Here is an 18,258-nt window from a genome sequence, read left to right as displayed (position 1 = left end):
GCACCCGAGCCGCACAGCAGCCTCGCGCCCCCAGCACCGTCCCGCCGTGCGGGCGGGAGCGGCGCTCGGGCTCACCGCGGCCACCGGCGTCGCCGCCGTCACCGCGGCGCTCCTCGCCCTGCGCGCCACCGACCTCGCGGCGGCCGGGACCTGGCGCATCGAGTCGGCTGTCGAGCTCGCCGTCACGGCCGTCGGCGCCCTCGTGGCCGTGTGGCTCGCCGCCTCGGCCGGGATGGCGCTCGCCTGCACCTCCGTGCGGGCCGTCGGCGCCTCCTGGCGGACCGGCGAGCGGATGGTGCAGCGCTGGGCCCCCGTCGCCGTCCGCCGCGTCCTCGCGCTCGCGATCGGCGCAGGAGTCGGCCTCGCCGGCGCGACCGGCGCCTCGGCCGCAACCCCGGTCGCCCCCGACGTCCCCGACGCCCCCGCGAGCGTCGGCGCACCCTCCGACCTGGGCTGGGCACCGACGGCGGCGCAGGTACCGGCCGTGAAGGGCGCGGACGGGACGTCGCCGCGCGGCTCGTCCGGCGGTACGTCGTCGGCGGGTGCGACGAGCACGGGCGGCGGTGCGGTGCCTGACGCAGCCGCGGGCCCCCCGATCGCCGGAGCGGCGGGGCGCGGCAGCGCCTCCGGCCCGACGGGCGCGTCGCCCGCTCCGCGAGCGCCGGAGGACGCGTCGCGTGGGACCGGCAGCGGGGCCTCGCAGGCGCCCGCAGGCGCCTCCGGTCCGGCTGCGGCGTCACCCTCGACCCTCCCGGCGGCTCCGGACGGGACCACGACGACGTGGCCTCTCCAGGGCGGCACCGCGGCGACGGGAACGGCGCACGCCGGTCCCGCGGTGACGGACACCGCTCCGACGCCCGCCGCGTCGGCTGCGCCTGCGGCCTCGGGTGGCGCGGCCTGGTCGTCGACGTCCGTCCCCGCAGGCTCGGCCGACGGCGTGCCCCCCTCGCCCGCGACCGCTCCGGCGCCGGGGGACGCGCAGGATGCGGCCGTCCCCAGCAGCGTCGGCGCGGGTTCGGCGACCGCGGGCGGCACGGTGGTCGTGCAGCCGGGAGACACGCTGTGGGCGATCGCAGCGCGCCACCTTCCCGAGGGCTCGGACGTCGCCACGATCGCCCGCGCGTGGCCGCGCTGGTTCGAGGCGAACGCGACCGTCATCGGCGAGGACCCCGACGTGCTCCTGCCCGGACAGGTGCTCGTCGTCCCGGCGATCGACGGCACGGTCCTCCGGTGAGCGCCGCGCTGAGGGACGCGACGGCCGCCGAGCGCGTCTTCGTCCGGTCGGAGGCCGACAGCACGACGGCGGGCGCGCGGCCGACGACCCGGTCGCGGAGCGGCCACGGCACGGGTCACACGTCGCCGCGGACGGGCAGGACGGCCGGAGCTTCGGCGGTCGACGAGTCGGTCCGCGTCGGGCTCGCCGGTGTCGGGCCGGCCGCCACGACGCTCGACGCCGGCGTCACCGCCCGGACCGCCGGGCCGCGTGCCCGGCTCGTACGCGCCGCCGAGCCGGCCGCTCCGGTGCGCGCCACGGGACCTCAGCACGCCGTCGCCCCCACCATCGGGCACCGGCTCGACGTGCTGCGTGCGCAGGACCGCTCGCCGGTCCTCGACGCCGCCGACGAGGACCGCGGAGCCGTCCCCGCGCACGACCCGGGGGTGCTCGCCGGGCGCATCGCGCTCGCGACCGTCGAGGTCCTCGGGGGGCGGCGGCCGATCGGTCAGCTCGCGCGCTGGCTCACGCCGGGCGTCCTCGACGCGCTCCAGGTGCGCGCCGCTCTGACGCTCCGCGTCCGCGGGACGTCGAGCCGCGCACCGCAGGTGCGCCGCGTGCGCGCGTCGGCCGTCGACGAGCACACGCTCGAGGCCGGCGTCGTCGTCGAGGACGGCTCCGTCGTGCGCGCGGTCGCCCTGCGGCTCGAGACGCACCGGGGCGCGTGGCGCGCGACGGTCCTGGAGATCGGCTGAGACGGCGGACTCGTCAGATGCCGGCGCACGGCGTCGGCACGGTGGCGTGGGCTCGTCCCACGCACGACAGGACCGGCCGCCCCGAGGGGCGGCCGGTCCTGTCCGTGTCGTCAGCCCTTGCGCTGCTGGCGCTGCGCCTTGCGACGTGCCTCGCGGTTGCTGCCGGCGGCGGGTGCGTCACCGGACCGACCCGCGGCGGGCGTGCCGCCGTCGCGCTTCGTCACGGTGCCGGCGTCGCCGTCGACCGACGGGGCCGAGTACTGCAGCGGGACGCGACGCTCGGGTCCGTCGAGACCCTTCGCGACGAGGCGGCCGGGCGTCGGGCCGTCGGCGACGCTGCGGGGTCCCGCGGCCGGGGTCGGCGCGGGTCCGGCGGCAGCCGCGGTCTGCGCGGCGGAGTCGGCCGTGACGACGGGCGCCTCCTCGGTCGGCGCGACCTGCACCTCGAGGTTGAAGAGGTACCCGACCGTCTCCTCCTTGATGGCGTCCGTCATCGCGTTGAAGAGCTGGTAGCCCTCGCGCTGGTACTCGACGAGCGGGTCGCGCTGCGCCATCGCGCGCAGGCCGATGCCCTCCTTGAGGTAGTCCATCTCGTAGAGGTGCTCGCGCCACTTGCGGTCGAGGACCGAGAGCGTGACGCGCCGCTCGAGCTGGCGCATGTTGTCCGAGCCGATCGCGGCCTCGCGGTCGGCGTACGCGTGGTCGGCGTCGGACAGGATCTCGCGCTCGACGAGCTCACGCGTGAGGCGCTGCGCGCCGCCGGCCTCCTCGACGACCTCCTCGGGCGTGATCGAGACCGGGTACACCGCCTTCAGGGCGGTCCAGAGCGCCTCGAGGTCCCAGTCCTCCGGTCGGCCCTCGGCCGTCGCGCCCGCGATGTAGGCGGACAGCACGTCGGTGCGGAAGTGCTTGACCTGCTCGTGCAGGTCCTCGCCCTCGAGCACGCGACGGCGCTGGTCGTAGATGACCTCGCGCTGGCGGGACATCACGTCGTCGTACTTCAGGACGTTCTTGCGGATCTCGAAGTTGCGCGACTCGACCTGCGCCTGCGCCGACTGGATGCCGCGCGTGACCATCTTCGACTCGAGCGGCATGTCCTCGGGGAAGCCGGCGCGCGTCATCATCGACTCGGCGAGGCCCGAGTTGAACAGGCGCATGAGGTCGTCCTGCATCGACAGGTAGAACCGCGACTCGCCGGGGTCGCCCTGACGGCCGGAGCGGCCGCGCAGCTGGTTGTCGATGCGGCGCGACTCGTGACGCTCGGTGCCGAGCACGTACAGGCCTCCGAGCTCGACGACCTCGTCGTGCTCCGCCGCGACCGCGCTCTTGGCCTTCTCGAGCGCGCCCGGCCACGCGGCCTCGTACTCCTCCGCGTTCTCCGCGGGGTCGAGCCCGCGCGCCGCGAGGTCGGCGACCGCCATGAACTCCGCGTTGCCGCCGAGCATGATGTCCGTCCCGCGGCCGGCCATGTTGGTCGCGACCGTCACGGCGCCCTTGCGGCCCGCCTGCGCGACGATCGCGGCCTCGCGCGCGTGCTGCTTGGCGTTGAGGACCTCGTGCGGGACCCCCTGCTTGCGCAGCTTCGACGAGAGCAGCTCGCTCTTCTCGACGCTCGTCGTGCCGACGAGGACCGGCTGACCCTTCGCGTGCCGCTCGACGATGTCCGCGACGACCGCGTCGAACTTGCCGTCCTCGCTCTTGTAGACGAAGTCCTTCTGGTCGATGCGCTGCATCGGACGGTTCGTCGGGATCGGCACGACGCCGAGCTTGTACGTGCCCTGGAACTCGGCGGCCTCGGTCTCGGCCGTACCGGTCATGCCCGACAGCTTCGAGTACAGGCGGAAGTAGTTCTGCAGCGTGATCGTGGCGAGCGTCTGGTTCTCCGCCTTGATCGTCACGCCCTCCTTGGCCTCGATGGCCTGGTGCATGCCCTCGTTGTAGCGGCGGCCGGGCAGGATGCGGCCGGTGTGCTCGTCGACGATGAGGACCTCGCCGTTCATCACGACGTAGTCCTTGTCGCGCTTGAACAGCTCCTTCGCCTTGATGGCGTTGTTGAGGAAGCCGATGAGCGGCGTGTTGAGCGACTCGTAGAGGTTGTCGATGCCGAGGTAGTCCTCGACGCGCGCGATGCCGGGCTCGAGGACGCCGACGGTGCGCTTCTTCTCGTCGACCTCGTAGTCGCGCTCGGGCTGGAGGCGGCGCACGACCTTGGCGAACTCGCCGTACCAGCGGTTCGCGTCGCCCGACGCGGGGCCCGAGATGATGAGCGGCGTGCGGGCCTCGTCGATGAGGATCGAGTCGACCTCGTCGACGATCGCGAAGTTGTGGCCACGCTGGACGAGCTCGTCGACGCTCCACGCCATGTTGTCGCGCAGGTAGTCGAACCCGAACTCGTTGTTCGTGCCGTACGTGATGTCGGCGGCGTACTGCTCGCGGCGCTGCGCGGGCTGCTGCTGCGAGAGGATCACGCCGGTCGTCAGGCCGAGGAACCGGTAGACGCGGCCCATGAGCTCGGACTGGTACTCGGCGAGGTAGTCGTTGACGGTGACGACGTGGACGCCCTTGCCGGACAGCGCGTTGAGGTACGCGGGCGCGGTCGCGACGAGCGTCTTGCCCTCACCGGTCTTCATCTCGGCGATGTTGCCGAGGTGCAGGGCGGCGCCGCCCATGAGCTGCACGTCGAAGTGCCGCTGACCCAGCGTGCGGCGGGCGGCCTCGCGCACCGCGGCGAACGCCTCGGCGAGCAGGTCGTCGAGCGTCTCGCCGTCGGCGAGGCGGGCGCGGAAGCGGTCGGTCTCCTCGCGGAGCTCCGCGTCGGACAGCGACGTGAAGCTGTCCTCCAGCGCGTTGACCTGCTGGGCGATGCCGGACAGCTTCTTGAGGACGCGGCCCTCACCGAGCCGGAGGACCTTGTCGACGATCGTGGGCACGCGCACTACTCCCGACGTGTTCTCGCCCCTGGCACGCGCGGCGTCGGAGCGGCTGGCTGACCGGCCGCGTGGCCGGGCCCGACCATGCTAGTCGGCCCGGTCACGGTCCGGGGGCGAAGGACGACGACCGCGCTCGCCAGGAGCACCGCGCCGACCGCGCCGCCGACCCCGAGCCGCTCGTCGCGGAGCAGGACCGCACCGACCGTCGCGGTGAGCGGTTCGAGCAGCGCGAGGAGGCTCGCGGTGGTGGCCGGCACCGTGCGCAGGCCCGTGAAATAGGCGCCGTACGCGGTCGCGGTGGGCACGACGGCGAGGAACGCGAGCAGCCACCAGCCCGTCGCGGTGTCGGGCACGCCGACCGCGTCCCCCAGGAGCGGCGCGACCGCCGCGAGGAGGATTCCGCCGAGCGTGAACGCCAGCGCGGTCGTGGGCAGCGGTCCGGCCTGCGGGACGACGCGACGCCCGAGCCCGGTCATCGCGGCGAACGACGCGGCCGACACGAGCGCCAGCAGCACGCCCGCGAGCGGCGCACGTCCGGTGCCGCCGCTCGTGCCGACGAGCGCGACCAGGCCGGTGAGCGCGAGGACGGTCGCGAGCACGGTCGTCCGCGACGGCGGGCGACGCGTCGCGACCGCGGTCCCCACCGCGACGAGCACCGGCGCTCCCCCCAGTGCGACCAGCGTCGACGTCGCGACGCCCGCGCGCTCGACCGCCGCGAAGTACGCGGCCTGATACGCCGCGGCGAGCACGGCCGTGGCCGTCACGTGCCCGACGAGCGCGCGGGTCACCCGGACGCCGCCGAACGCCCCGAGCAGCACGGCCCCGACGAGGAGGACGAGCCCGCCGCCGAGCAGCCGGTACGCCGCGACGGCGACCGACTCCAGGTGGCCGCTCTCCCCCGCGGCGGCGCCCGCGAGGCCGCCGGTCCCCCACAGCAGGCCCGCGAGCGCGACGAGCGCGAAGTCCGACCGGCGCATCACGCCGCGGCGGCGGTCGCGTGCCGCAGCTCGGCCGCGAGGTCGCCGCGCAGCGTGCCGTCGGGCGCACCGACGACCACGTCGTCGAGCCCGAGCCACGTCGCGACGAGCCGGAGCTCGGCCGCCAGCGCCTCGACGGTCCCGGTCGGCAGCCGCTCGGTCCCCGGGCTGACGTGCGCGGCGACGACCCGCAGGGCGCGTGCGGCACGGTCCGCCTTGAGGTCGACGAGCGCCGGCAGCTGCTCGCCGAGCAGGAACGGCAGGACGTAGTAGCCCCAGACCCGCTTGGGCTCGGGCACGTAGATCTCGATCCGGTAGCGCAGGCCGTACAGCTCCTCGAGGCGGCGGCGCTCGAACACCAGCGGGTCGAACGGGCTCAGCAGCGCCGCGCCCCTGGCCGAGCGCGGGAGCGTCGCGTCCCGGTGCCGGAAGACCGGGCGCGCCTCCCACCCGGCCACGCGCACGGGCACGAGCGCGCCCTCCTCGACGAGCTCGGCGGCCGCGGTGGCGGCACGCTGCTGCGAGATGCGGAAGTAGTCGGCGAGGCAGCCGAGCGTCGCGACGCCGTGCGCACGCGCGGAGATCTCGACGAGCCGGCGCAGGGCCGTCGCGTCGTCGGGCTCGGGTGCGGCCAGGACCTCGGCCGGCAGCACCCGCTCGGCCAGGTCGTACCGGCGCTCGAACGCCGCGTTGCGGCCCGCCGACGTCACCTCGCCGGTGAAGAACAGGAACTCCAGCACGCGCTTCGCGACCGACCAGTTCCACCCCCACTCGTCGCGCGACGTCGGGTGGTCGGCCTCGAAGTGGACCTGGACCTCGCTCGCCGTGAGCGGTCCGGACGCGGTGAGGAGCGCACGGACCTCGGCGAGCGCCGGGGCGTGCTGGAGCGGGACCTCCGCGATCGACCCCCACGCCTGCGTCGCGTAGGCGCGCTGCCGCCAGCCGAGCAGCCGGAACGTCTCCGGCGGCACGTACGACGCCTGGTGGGCCCACGCCTCGACCAGCCGGCGCGGCGCCCGCCCCGCGGCGCGGTCGAGCAGCGCGGGGTCGTACGGGCCGATGCGCGAGAAGGTCGGCATGAGGTGCGCGCGTGCGAGCACGTTGACGGAGTCGATCTGGAGCAGACCGAGCCGGTCGACGACCTGCTGCAGGTGCCGCATCGTCGCGGGACCGGCCCGCTCCGGTCGCGGGACGTCGAGCCCCTGGGCACGTAGGGCGACGCGACGCGCCTGCGAGAGCGACAGCGACTCGGTCGGGGCGGGGAGACCGGCGGGAGGCACCGACCCATCATGGCGGTGACCGCCCACACGCACGGCGCCCTGCTCGTGTGCCGCGTGCGCTGGAACTCCGGACGGCCCGCAGGGCGAGGCGCCTGCACGCGACGACGCCCGGCCCTCGTCGGAGAGCCGGGCGTCGTCGGACGGGTGGGTCAGCCGCCGACGGCGGCGGACGCGGGGGCGTCGGTGCGCACGGCGGTGTCGAGCTTGATGACGCCGTAGCTCCAGCCGCGGCGACGGTACGCGACGGCCGGCTGGGCGGTCTCGGCGTCGATGAAGAGGTAGAAGTCGTGGCCCACGAGCTCCATCTCGTACAGCGCGTCGTCGACCGTCATCGGGAGCGCCTCGTGGACCTTCTCGCGGATGACGACCGGCGAGTCGCCGAGCGTCGTCTCCACGGCGCCGTCGGCCGGCGCGGGTGCGTCGGCGGGCTCGGGGACCTGCTCGAGGGGACGCACGTCGACGGGGGTCAGCGGAGTGTGGTTGCGGTGGTCCTTGCGACGGTCGCGTGTGCGGCGCAGGCGTTCGAGGAGCTTCCCGAGCGCCAGGTCGAGGGCCGCGTACCGGTCGTCTGCGCACGCCTCGGCACGGATGACGGGACCCTTGTCGACGACGGTGAGCTCGACGCGCTCACAGCTGCCCGACTGACGAGGGTTGGCCTCGTGCGACACGAGGACGTCGATCCGCTGTGCGCGGGGGGCCAGCTGCTCGACCTTCGCGAGCTTCTGCTCGAGGTGTGCCCGGTACTTCGGGAGCACCTCGGTGTGCCGGCCTGCAACCACGATCTCCATGTGAGCCTCCTGAGAGGTCTGGGGCGGCTCGCACCGCCCGGCGACATGCTTCTTCCTGCCCCGGGGGACAGTCGGGCGGCGTCACCTCCTCCCGCGCTGCGGGGCGACCTCGACTGCTTCGAGGTCGGGGCTCCGCTGCGCCGTCGGCTCAGACACCCACGCTAACCCCCCGGTCGGGGGTCGGACCAATCGCCGCCCGACCGGCGGACCACGAACCGGACGACCGGCGCCAACCGGTCACCGCGACGTGCGGCCGGACGCCCGGGCCGGGTGTCGACGCGAGCGTCAGGCACGCGACGACCACCCCTCCGGCGGCCCTGACCGCGGCGGACGACGCCGCGACGCTCGCCCCCGTCGTGAGCACGTCGTCGACGAGCAGGACGTCGCGCCCCGCGAGCGCGCGGCCCGCGGCGCGGGCGACGCGCACCTGCCCGACGAGGTTGCGCGCACGGGCGCGCGCACCGAGCCCGGCCTGGTCGCGGCCGCCGCGACGCCGCAGCACGGGCGCGCGCCGGGCGTCCACGCCGGCGGACCGCAGGCCGCGCACGGCCCCGCGCGCGAGGTCGTCCACGAGCCAGCGGCCCCTGCGTCGGCGCGCGGCCGCGGTCGACGGCACCGCCACGACGAGCAGCGGCCCCGCGCGCGACCGCGGGACGCCAGGGGCCACGTGCTGCGCCGCCCGGGCGACGGCGCCGACGAGGGCGCGCGACAGGTCGAGCCGTCCGCCGTCCTTCCACGCGACGATCGCGTCGCGCACGGGACCGACGTTGTCTCCGAGCGTCCAGACGGGCACGGGAGGTCGGCCGTCGAGCGCGTCCAACCGCCCCGCGCGCTCCTCGCACCTCCACGGCAGGCCCCCGAGTCTGGAACGGCACGTGGTGCACCAGGCGACGTCGAGCGTGCCGCAGCCCGCACACGCGACCGGCAGGACGAGCGCGACGAGGTCGCGCGCGAGCCGCAGCCCGTGCCGGGCGGCACGCGCGAGCGCGCGCCTCGTGGTCCGCGGGAGGCGCGGGCGGGGCAGGGACGCAGTCGTCGGCACGTACCCAGCCCAGCGCTCCCCGGGCACGACACGGGACGGCGGGCGCGATCCGGTGGACGGCCCGCGCGGCGCACGGGCTGTGGACGGCTCGTCGCGCGCACCGTTCCGGGGCACACGTCGACGAGCGCGCGCGCCACAGCCCGTGTCACCAGGGCACATGGCCTGGCGAGTCGTCGCGCCGAGCCGTCGGGCGGCCCTCGGTCGGGGCACCGAGCGCGCGTCCCCCGTCGAGCGGTCGGCCGTCAGCCCGGGACGGACGGGTCCCGCACGCCCGAGACGTCCTGCCGCCGCACCCACGTCGTGCCGACCAGCCGCAGCAGCGACCCCTCGGCCGTCGCCGCGTACGGCGTGCGCCCGCCCGACAGCGAGACCAGCCCGGACGCGCGCGGCAGCTCGGTCGTCTCCCCCGCGAGGGGCACGACGTGCACGACGCTCTCGCCGCCGTCGGTCGCGAGCACGCCGAGCGTCGCCTCGTCGAGCCACACGACCGACGACGCGGCCGTCAGCGGCGTCCCGACGCGCACGAGCCCGCCGATCGCCTGCGGGACGCCGTGCCGGTCGCGGACGACCGCACCCAGCTGGACCGCGACGCCGTCGTCGCCCGTCGACACCACGGCGACGCGCACGCCGTCGCGCGCGACGCGCACGGAGCGGACGGTGCGCCCGTCGAGGGCGGGGGCGGCGACCTGCACGACCGGGGCTGGCGGCTCGCCCGTCGCCCCCGCCGCGAGCGCCGCGACGACCCCGACGCCGACATCGGTCGTCCACGCGTACCCGTAGCGGTCCACCGACGGCGCCGAGAGCGCGGTGCCCGTGTAGAGGGTCGTGCCCGGGTCGTCCTCGGTCGGCACGGTCACGAGCGCGCGCCCGTCCGACAGCAGCACGCGCACGGTGCCGCTCTCGTCGCGCGCGGGGTGGCTCGGGTCGGGCACCGTGAGCGGCCCCACGCCCTCGACCGGGACGAGCCCCTCGCTGCCGACCTGGAGCAGCGCGTCGTCGTGGAGCACCTCGGGTGCACCCGCGGGCCCCTCGCCCGCGCGCAGCGACGCCGCGCCGTCGAGGTTCACGCCTCCTGCCGTCACGTCGACCGACGAGACCCCGGGCAGCGCGAGGAGCGACTGCTCGATCTGCGCGAGCAGCAGGGGCCGGTCGGCGTCGAGCAGCTCGGACGTGCGCGTCGAGAACAGGCCGACGTGCGCGACGCCCTCGGGGTCGACGCGCACCGCCTCGGGCCTGAGCTGGACGCCGTCGGGCAGCGCCGTGTGCACGGCGTCGCGCAGCCAGGGCGACGGGCCGGCGAGCAGCGCGCTCACGACGGACGTCTCCCGGCTCTTGACGGGGAGCCAGCGCTGCTCGGGCACGAGGAACGTCTCGTCGGGCGACAGGAAGTAGATCGACGTCTGGCGGAAGAAGACCTCGAAGTCGTCGGTCGGGACGACGAGCCCGTCGGGCGCCTCCGAGATGCGCCACTGGCCCTCGTCGTCCTGCACGAGGCCGAAGGTCACCGACGACTCGGCCCCTGCGGGCGCCTCGGCGTACCGACCCTCGCTGTCGACCCGGGCCACGACGGGGACGTCGACCTGGACCTGCCCGTCCCCCATGTCCGCGAACTCGAGCGCGCCCGACACCACGACGCCCGCCAGCGGCTGCCAGTCGGCGCGCGCCTGCCCGGCCAGGTACTGGCGGGCGACGACGAAGTCGTCCCGGAAGCCGGCGGAGCCCGCGACGAGGAAGCTCTCGACGATCTCGAGCGGCGCGGCGTCGGGGCGCGGGCCCTCGGCGAGGACGTCGATGTTCGACGGCTCGTCGACGCGCCCGTCACCGCCCTGCTGGACCGGTCCGGACGTCGGCATCGCGGTGCAGGCGGCCAGGAGCAGCGTCACGACGGCCGCGACGGCCGCGCTCGCACGACGGCGCACGGCGCGCGTCACCGCACGGCCTCCTGCCGGTCGGCGTCGCCGGAGGCGACGTGCACGCTGACGGCCCGGATGCCGGTCGGCGACGTCGCGGTGCCGACGGCTGCGTCGAGGTCCGGCAGGGCCGCGGGGTCGGTGCGCGGGCGCTCCTGCGCGTCGAGCACCGGGTCCGGCGCGACGGCGTCGTCGGGCTGGAGGGGCAGCGGGGACGACGTGAGGCGGATCCCCGCGCGCCGCGGGAGCGTGAGCCGGAACGACGCGCCGCGCGCGGGACGACCCCACGCCTCGAGCCAGCCGCCGTGCAGGTGGGCGTCCTCGAGCGAGATCGCCAGGCCCAGGCCCGTGCCGCCGGTGGTGCGGGCACGCGCGGGGTCGGCGCGCCAGAACCGGTCGAACACGTGCTCGGCCTCGTCCGCCGTCATGCCGACACCGTGGTCGCGGACCGTCACGGCGACCGCGTGCGCGTCGCCCGCGACCGTCACCTCGACCTGCGTGCCCTCGGCGTGCTCGATCGCGTTCACGAGCAGGTTGCGCAGGATGCGCTCGACGCGACGCGGGTCGATGTCGGCGACGCACCGGTCCTCGGGCACGACGACGCGCAGCCAGGACCCGCGCCGCTCGGCGAGCGGCCCGGCGAGGTCGACGGCCCGCACGACGACGTCGCGCACGTCGCGGCCCTCGACGTCGAGGACCGCGGCGCCCGCGTCGAACCGGCTGATCTCGAGCAGGTCGGCGAGCAGGTCCTCGAACCGGTCGAGCTGGGTCTGCAGGAGCTCCGCCGAGCGCTTGGTCGCGGGGTCGAAGTCGTCGCGGGACGCGTGGATCACCTCGCCCGCCATCCGGATGGTCGTGAGCGGCGTCCGGAGCTCGTGCGAGACGTCGGACACGAACCGCCGCTGCACCGCGGACAGCTCCTCCATGCGGTGGATCTGGTCCTGCAGGCTCGCCGCCATCTCGTTGAACGAGTGCGCGAGCGTCGCCATCTCGTCCTCGCCGCGCTCCGGCAGACGCTCGGACAGGTGGCCGTCCGCGAGCCGCTCCGCGACCTGCGCGGCGCGTCGCACGGGGTGCACGGTCTGGCGCGTGACGAGCCACGTCATCGACCCGAGCAGCAGCACGAGCACGACGCCCGCGAGCCCGAGCGTGCGCTGCAGGAAGTCGAGCCGGTCCTGCTCGGCCTGCAGGCTGTAGAGGAAGAACAGCTGGTAGCGCCCGACGACGGGGACGACGACCTCCTGGCCGACGAGGATCGCGGGGACGACGCGACCGTCCTCGGCCTCGACGCCCACCGACTGCCAGTGCTGGCCGCCCTCGGCCACGGCGAGCTGAAGGTCGTCGCTCACGATGTCGATGAGCGACGCGTCGGAGGCCGCGGCCCCACCGGTCACGGGCGACGTCTGCCCGGGCGCGCGCAGCAGGAACACCTCGCGCTCCCCCGACGTGCCCGTCCGCTGGGACTGCGCGACGTCGCGCAGCAGCCGCCGCACGTCCGGTCCCAGCGTCGCGTTCGAGGAGCTGAACGTGTCCTGCGCCTGCTGGGTGCTGCGGGCGCTCTCGTCGAGCACCTGGTCGCGCCGCGCGTCGAACAGGCCGTCGCGCATGCGCTCGCCGACGTAGAGGCCGACGCCCGCGAGCGCGACGAGGCCGATCACGAGCGTCGAGGCGATGACGCGGAACTGCAGCGACCCGCGCCACGCCCGCGGCCACGCACGCACCCGACGCATCGCCCTGGCCCTCGTCAGGCGCCAGACGCTGTTCACGCGCGGCACGGCGCGGCCCTGCCCGACGTCACGTGGGGGTCACGCCCGCCTTGTAGCCGACGCCCCGGACGGTCACGACGATCTCCGGCTGCTCCGGGTCGTTCTCGATCTTCGAGCGCAGCCGCTGCACGTGCACGTTCACCAGGCGGGTGTCCGCGGCGTGCCGGTAGCCCCACACCTTCTCGAGCAGCACCTCACGCGTGAACACCTGCCACGGCTTGCGTGCGAGCGCGACGAGCAGGTCGAACTCCAACGGGGTCAGGGAGATGGGGCGGCCCGCGCGCGCGACGCGGTGACCGGGGACGTCGATGGTGACGTCGCCGATCGAGAGGTGCTCGGGCGCGGGCTCGTCGCTGCGGCGCAGCCGGGCGCGCACGCGCGCGACGAGCTCCTTGGGCTTGAACGGCTTCGAGATGTAGTCGTCGGCGCCGGACTCGAGCCCCAGCACGACGTCGACCGTGTCGCTCTTGGCCGTGAGCATGACGATCGGCACGCCCGACTCGGCCCGGATCTGCCGGCACACCTCGTTGCCGTCGCGTCCGGGCAGCATGAGGTCGAGCAGCACGAGGTCGGGCTGGGTCGCCCGGAACGTCGCGAGCGCCTCGTCCCCGTCCTCGCAGAAGACGGGCTCGAAACCCTCCGAGCGCAGCACGATGCCGATCATCTCGGCGAGCGCGGTGTCGTCGTCGACCACCAGCACGCGTCCCTTCATGCGCGACATTGTGGCACCGTCACCTGTCGATCCAGGACGGGACCGCCCGGACGGCCCACAGATCACCCGCACCTCCCCCGGCCGCCGACGGCGACGTGGCACGATGGGCGTCGCGCGAGGACGGCCACCGCCTCGAGCCGCACCACGAGCCCGAGGAGGCTGCGCTCCGCATGACGAGCCCGCAGGACGACGCGCCCCGCCCGCCGGCGTGGGCCGCACCGGGCGGCGGTCAGCCGAGCCCCGGCCCCGGCGTCCCCCCGCCCGCACCGCCCGCACCTCCGACGCAGTGGGGCGCGAGCCAGGGTGGCTGGGGCGCGCCCGTGCCGCCTCCCCCGCCGCCGGGCTCCGCGTGGAAGCCGCCCGCCCTCCAGCCGGGCATCGTGCCGCTGCGGCCGCTGGGTCTCGGTGAGGTCCTCGACGGCGCGTTCAAGGCGATCCGGGCCAACCCGCGCGTGATGTTCGGGCTGTCGGCGCTCGTGGTGGGCGGCGCGGTGGTGCTGTCGACGATCCTCACGTGGTACGTGCAGGGACTCGTCTCAGGCGCCATCAGCGACGCGCTGCTCGAGCTCGACCCGTCGGGTGCGAGCGGCCTCGACGCGATGCTGGGCTGGGCGGTCGGCACGATCCTGACCGCGCCGATCATCTGGCTCGCCACCACGGTCCTCACGGGTCTGCTCATCGTGTCGGTCAGCCGGTCGGTGCTCGGCCGCACGATCACGATCGGCGAGGTCCTGCGCTCGGGCCGCGTGTGGTGGGTCGTCGGCTTCACCCTGCTCGCGGGTGCTGCCGTGCTGGTCGTCGTCGCGCTGCTGGTCGGCGCCGTGATCGGCCTCGCCACGGCGGACCAGACGGGCCTCGCGGTGACCGTCGGGATCCTCGGGTGGCTCGCGCTCGTCGTGGCCGGGATCTGGTTCACGATCCGCACCCTGCTCGCGCCGCCCGCGCTCATGCTCGAGGGCAAGGCGTTCTGGCGGACCGTCGCACGCGCATGGCGGCTCACGCGCGGCAGCTTCTGGCGGCTGCTCGGGTACTACGTGCTCGTGCAGATCATGGTGAGCGTCGCGAGCTACTTCGTGATGTTCCCGTTCGAGCTCGTCGGGACGCTCGTGACGCAGGACCCGACGGGCACGTCCTTCGTCTCGATCGTCCTCACGGGCATCGGGAACGTCATCGCGTACACGCTCACGACCGCCTTCACCGCGGCCATCTACGCGCTGCTCTACATCGACGTCCGGATGCGCCGCGAGGGCCTCGACCTCGAGCTCGCCCGCGCCGCGCAGGCCGGATGACCGCGCTGTCCGTCGTCGCCGCGCTCCTGCGCGACGTCCCCGTCCAGCCGGACGCCGAGACGGCCCGCGAGTGGGCGCGCGACGAGCTCGCCCGGCCGGAGTACCACCGCCAGCCGTCGCTGCTGCAGCGCCTCCTCGAGTGGCTGCGCGAGCAGCTCGACTCGGTGCCGTCGCTGGGGCTGCCGGACGGTGTCGCGCTCACCGTCGCGGTCGTCGCGGGCGTCGCCCTCGTGCTGGGCGTCCTCTGGTTCGTCGGACCCGTGCGGCGCTCGCGCACGCGCGCGCGCTCGGGAGCCGTCGTGCTGTCCGCCGACGACCGGCGCACCGCCGAGCAGCTGCGGGCCGCCGCCGACGCCGCGGCCGCCGCGGGCGACTGGCACCTCGCGGTGCTCGAGCGGTTCCGCGCCGTCGTCCGGAGCCTCGAGGAGCGCACCGTGCTCGACGAGCGCCCCGGCCGCACCGCGCACGAGGCCGTCACCGACGCCGCGCTGCGCCTGCCCGGGCTGGGCGCCGACCTGCGCACCGCCGGCGACCTGTTCGACGACGTCGCGTACGGCGACGTGCGAGCCGGGGCCGACGACGACCGCCGCCTGCGCGAGCTCGACCAGCGGGTCCGGGCGACCCGCCCGACGACAGTCGCGGCCGCCGCGGGCGACCGTCTGGTGGTGCCGTCGTGAGCGCGCCCGCCCCGGTCCTCGGCGACGGCACGACCGCCCGCTCGCGCGCCACGGGACGGTGGCGGCGCTGGCGCCTGCCGCTCGCGATCGGCGGGCTGCTCGTCCTCGTCGGCCTGCTGGCCGCGCTGCCCACGCCGCGCACGTCGAGCGACCCGTTCGCGCCCGACAACCCCGCGCCGAGCGGGGCCCGGGCCGCCGCGCAGATCCTGCAGCGCCAGGGCGTCGACGTCCGGTACGTGACCCGGCTCGGCGACGCGGTCGCGCAGGCCCGCGAGGGCACGACGCTGCTCGTGGTCAACGGCGACCTGCTGCTCGACCAGGCCGCGGTCGACGCGGTCGTCGGGACCGAGGCCGACCTCGTCGTCGTCGACTCGCCGTGGCTGCTCGAGTCCGCGACCGACGCCCTCAGCGGCGACCTGGGCTACTGGCCCGACGGCGACCTCCCGGCCGCGTGCGACGACCCCGACGCGACCGCCGCCGGCACGATCACCGCCGCGCCCGGCCTTCGGGCGCTGAGCGACGACGCGGTCGTGTGCTTCCCCGCCGCGGACGACCCGACCGTCGGCGCGTACGCGGTCGTCGACGGCGACCGGCGCGTGACCGCCCTGTCCGACGGGCGCGTGCTCACGAACGAGCGGCTCGCGGACGAGGGCAACGCCGCCCTCGTGCTGCGCACGCTCGGCCGGCACGACCGCCTGGTCTGGTACCTGCCGACCGCGTTCGAGACCGGGAGCGGACCGAGCGGGCCCGGCACGGCGGACATCCTGCCCCCGTGGGTCCCGATCCTCGGGCTGCAGCTGCTCCTCGTCGTGCTCGTCGCAGCGGTGTGGCGCGGCCGCCGGCTGGGGCGCGTCGTCGCCGAGCCGCTGCCCGTCGTCGTCCCCGCCGCCGAGACGACGCGCGGCCGCGGACGCCTCTACCGCAGGTCCCGCTCCTACGGGCACGCGGCCGCCGCCCTGCGCGCGGGCGCGGCCTCGCGCTGCTCCGCGCGGCTGGGACTGCCCCGGTCCGCCGAGCCGCACGCGCTCGTCGACGCCGTCGCCCGCGCGACGGGCCGCCCCGCGGCCACCGTCGAGGCCCTGCTGTACGGACCACCACCGCATGACGACAGCGGCCTGGCGCAGCTCGCGCAGGCGCTGGACCACCTGGAGAGCGAGGTTCACCGACCGTGACCGACGAGACGACCGGCGCACCGCAGCCGCCGACCCCCGTGAGCGGCCCGGACCCTGCCCACCGGCCGCCGGCCCCGCCCGCCGACCAGGCGATGCACCCTGGTCCGCCACCCGCGCCCCGTCACCGGCCGCGATCGCGAGCGGGTGCCGGTCGCGGTCCGCCGCGGCCGACGGCGGCCACGCGTCGCGGACGACGCCGCGCAGCCGTCGCCCGCCCACGTTCGTCAGCGTGAGCGTCGACGTGGCCGGCTCGGTCAGCCGGACCGACGCCGGCAGGTCCCGCTGGACCGCGACCTGCCGCGGCGAGGCCGCGAGCGCCGCGTCGACGGCGTACAGCGCGAGGCACACGAGCGCCCAGACCAGCACCGTCCCGGTCGACGGCAGCACGAGCACGAGGGGCACCCCGACGGCCGCGAGGACCACCGCCCGCCACGTGAGCGTCATGCGCGTGTCACCGGGGGACGGGCACGGACGCGAGCACCGTGTCGAGCACGCTCTCCGTGGTGACGCCCTCGAGCTCGGCCTCGGCGCGGAGCTGCACGCGGTGCCGCAGCGTCGGGTGCGCGAGCGCCTTGACGTCGTCCGGCGTCACGTAGCCGCGACCCGACAGCCACGCCCACGCGCGGGCCGTCGCGAGCAGCGCGGTCGCGCCACGCGGCGACACGCCCAGCCCGAGCGACGGGGACCGGCGCGTCGCGCGGCACACGTCGACCACGTAGCCGAGCACCTCCCGCGCCACCTGCACGCGCGCGACCTCGGCGCGCGCGGCGGCGAGCAGCGCGGCGTCCGCGACCGGCCGCACGCCAGCCGCCGCGAGGTCGCGCGGGTCGAAGCCGCCCGCGTGCCGCGCGAGCACCTCGACCTCGTCCTCGCGCTCGGGCAGCGGCAGCGTGAGCTTGAGCAGGAAGCGGTCGAGCTGCGCCTCCGGCAGCGGGTACGTGCCCTCGTACTCGACCGGGTTCTGCGTCGCGATGACGAGGAACGGGTCCGGCAGCGGGCGCGGCGTGCCGTCGACCGACACCTGGCGCTCCTCCATGGCCTCGAGCAGCGACGCCTGCGTCTTCGGGGGCGTGCGGTTGATCTCGTCCGCGAGCAGGAGGTTCGTGAAGACAGGACCCTCGCGGAACGAGAACTCGGCCGTCCGCGCGTCGTACACGAGCGAGCCCGTGACGTCGCCCGGCATGAGGTCGGGCGTGAACTGCACGCGCTTGGTCGACAGGTCGAGCGCCGCCGACAGCGAGCGGACGAGCAGCGTCTTGGCGACGCCCGGCACGCCCTCGAGCAGCACGTGGCCGCGGCACAGCAGTGCGATGACGAGGCCGCTGACGGCGGCGTCCTGCCCGACGACGGCCTTGGCGACCTCGAGCCGGACGTCGGCGAGCGCGGACCGCAGCGCGACGCTCGGTGCGGGCGGCCCCGCCGGCGCGGTCGACGGGGCCGGTGCTGGCGGGGCGGGAGGCGCGGCCGCGGGCTGGGGTGCGAGTGCGGCCGGCGCCGCGGCGGCGGGCTCGGTCTTCGTCCAGCTCGGCGGCCCGTCGGCGCCCGCGGGGGACGCCGGAGCGGCGGAGGCCGGCGCGTCGTGCGTCGGAGGAGTCGGCGGCACCGGGGCGTACGCGGGCGGGCCGCCGTCGGCCGCGGCGGACCGCGACCGGCACCCGCTCGCGATCGCGGCCGGTGACGGGGCGCGGGTGCGGACCGTCCTGCGCCCGACGCGGCGCGGCGACGCGCTGGCCGACCGCGTGACGAT

The 18,258-nt window shown here is 75.9% G+C and carries 14 protein-coding genes; 5 read left to right on the top strand and 9 right to left on the bottom strand.

Going from position 1 to position 18,258, the window contains the following annotated elements; genetic code table 11:
* The first annotated feature begins 46 nt into the window (after positions 1-46).
* Positions 47-1,234, top strand: a complete 1,188-nt coding sequence (locus OMK64_RS06225) for a LysM peptidoglycan-binding domain-containing protein (protein WP_272727218.1) — start codon at positions 47-49, stop codon at positions 1,232-1,234.
* On the top strand, positions 1,231-1,968 hold the full coding sequence (locus OMK64_RS20865; RefSeq protein WP_272727217.1) for an Rv3235 family protein: 738 nt from the start codon (positions 1,231-1,233) through the stop codon (positions 1,966-1,968). Before OMK64_RS06225 ends, OMK64_RS20865 begins: the two co-directional genes overlap by 4 nt.
* Before the next feature lie 110 nt (positions 1,969-2,078).
* Here OMK64_RS20865 and secA read toward each other — a convergent pair whose 3' ends face one another.
* From secA to mtrA, 8 genes are all read right to left on the bottom strand, one after another.
* Positions 2,079-4,898, bottom strand: a complete 2,820-nt coding sequence (secA, locus tag OMK64_RS06215) for a preprotein translocase subunit SecA (protein ID WP_272727216.1) — start codon at positions 4,896-4,898, stop codon at positions 2,079-2,081.
* A 5-nt stretch (positions 4,899-4,903) separates the two neighbouring features.
* Positions 4,904-5,875 carry a DMT family transporter gene (locus OMK64_RS06210; protein WP_272727215.1) on the bottom strand — a complete coding sequence of 324 codons (972 nt, stop codon included), beginning with the start codon at positions 5,873-5,875 and terminating at the stop codon, positions 4,904-4,906.
* Positions 5,875-7,155, bottom strand: coding sequence for a winged helix-turn-helix domain-containing protein (locus tag OMK64_RS06205; protein ID WP_272727214.1), 1,281 nt, complete (start codon positions 7,153-7,155; stop codon positions 5,875-5,877). Before OMK64_RS06205 ends, OMK64_RS06210 begins: the two co-directional genes overlap by 1 nt.
* A 149-nt stretch (positions 7,156-7,304) precedes the next feature.
* The gene (hpf, locus tag OMK64_RS06200; RefSeq protein ID WP_272727213.1) at positions 7,305-7,943 is read right to left on the bottom strand and encodes a ribosome hibernation-promoting factor, HPF/YfiA family; all 639 of its coding nucleotides are present in this window, start codon (positions 7,941-7,943) and stop codon (positions 7,305-7,307) included.
* Between the two features lie 148 nt (positions 7,944-8,091).
* Positions 8,092-8,985: a ComF family protein gene (locus tag OMK64_RS06195; protein WP_272727212.1), complete on the bottom strand. Its 894-nt coding sequence runs from the start codon at positions 8,983-8,985 to the stop codon at positions 8,092-8,094.
* Between the two features lie 242 nt (positions 8,986-9,227).
* Positions 9,228-10,916, bottom strand: a complete 1,689-nt coding sequence (locus OMK64_RS06190; protein ID WP_272727211.1) for an LpqB family beta-propeller domain-containing protein — start codon at positions 10,914-10,916, stop codon at positions 9,228-9,230.
* Entirely contained in the window at positions 10,913-12,625 is a 1,713-nt protein-coding gene (gene mtrB / locus OMK64_RS06185; RefSeq protein WP_272727313.1) for an MtrAB system histidine kinase MtrB, read from the bottom strand. Before mtrB ends, OMK64_RS06190 begins: the two co-directional genes overlap by 4 nt.
* A 64-nt stretch (positions 12,626-12,689) precedes the next feature.
* Positions 12,690-13,373: an MtrAB system response regulator MtrA gene (mtrA, locus tag OMK64_RS06180; protein ID WP_272727210.1), complete on the bottom strand. Its 684-nt coding sequence runs from the start codon at positions 13,371-13,373 to the stop codon at positions 12,690-12,692.
* A 95-nt stretch (positions 13,374-13,468) separates the two neighbouring features.
* Here mtrA and OMK64_RS06175 point away from each other — a divergent pair, with 95 nt between their 5' ends.
* The 3 genes from OMK64_RS06175 to OMK64_RS06165 are packed head-to-tail and all read left to right on the top strand — an operon-like array spanning position 13,469 to position 16,511.
* Entirely contained in the window at positions 13,469-14,662 is a 1,194-nt protein-coding gene (locus tag OMK64_RS06175; protein WP_272727209.1) for a DUF7847 domain-containing protein, read from the top strand.
* Entirely contained in the window at positions 14,659-15,339 is a 681-nt protein-coding gene (locus OMK64_RS06170) for a DUF4129 domain-containing protein (RefSeq protein ID WP_272727208.1), read from the top strand. Before OMK64_RS06175 ends, OMK64_RS06170 begins: the two co-directional genes overlap by 4 nt.
* On the top strand, positions 15,336-16,511 hold the full coding sequence (locus OMK64_RS06165; protein ID WP_272727207.1) for a DUF4350 domain-containing protein: 1,176 nt from the start codon (positions 15,336-15,338) through the stop codon (positions 16,509-16,511). Before OMK64_RS06170 ends, OMK64_RS06165 begins: the two co-directional genes overlap by 4 nt.
* Before the next feature lie 451 nt (positions 16,512-16,962).
* On the opposite strand, the gene OMK64_RS06160 is transcribed toward OMK64_RS06165, so the two are convergent.
* Positions 16,963-18,114, bottom strand: a complete 1,152-nt coding sequence (locus OMK64_RS06160) for an AAA family ATPase (protein WP_272727312.1) — start codon at positions 18,112-18,114, stop codon at positions 16,963-16,965.
* Between the last annotated feature and the right edge of the window lie 144 nt (positions 18,115-18,258).

This window comes from Cellulomonas fimi (genome assembly GCF_028527925.1).
Taxonomy (GTDB): Bacteria; Actinomycetota; Actinomycetes; order Actinomycetales; family Cellulomonadaceae; genus Cellulomonas; species Cellulomonas fimi_C.
Note: the sequence above shows the minus strand (reverse complement) of the source record. Positions and strands in the feature narration are given on the sequence as shown.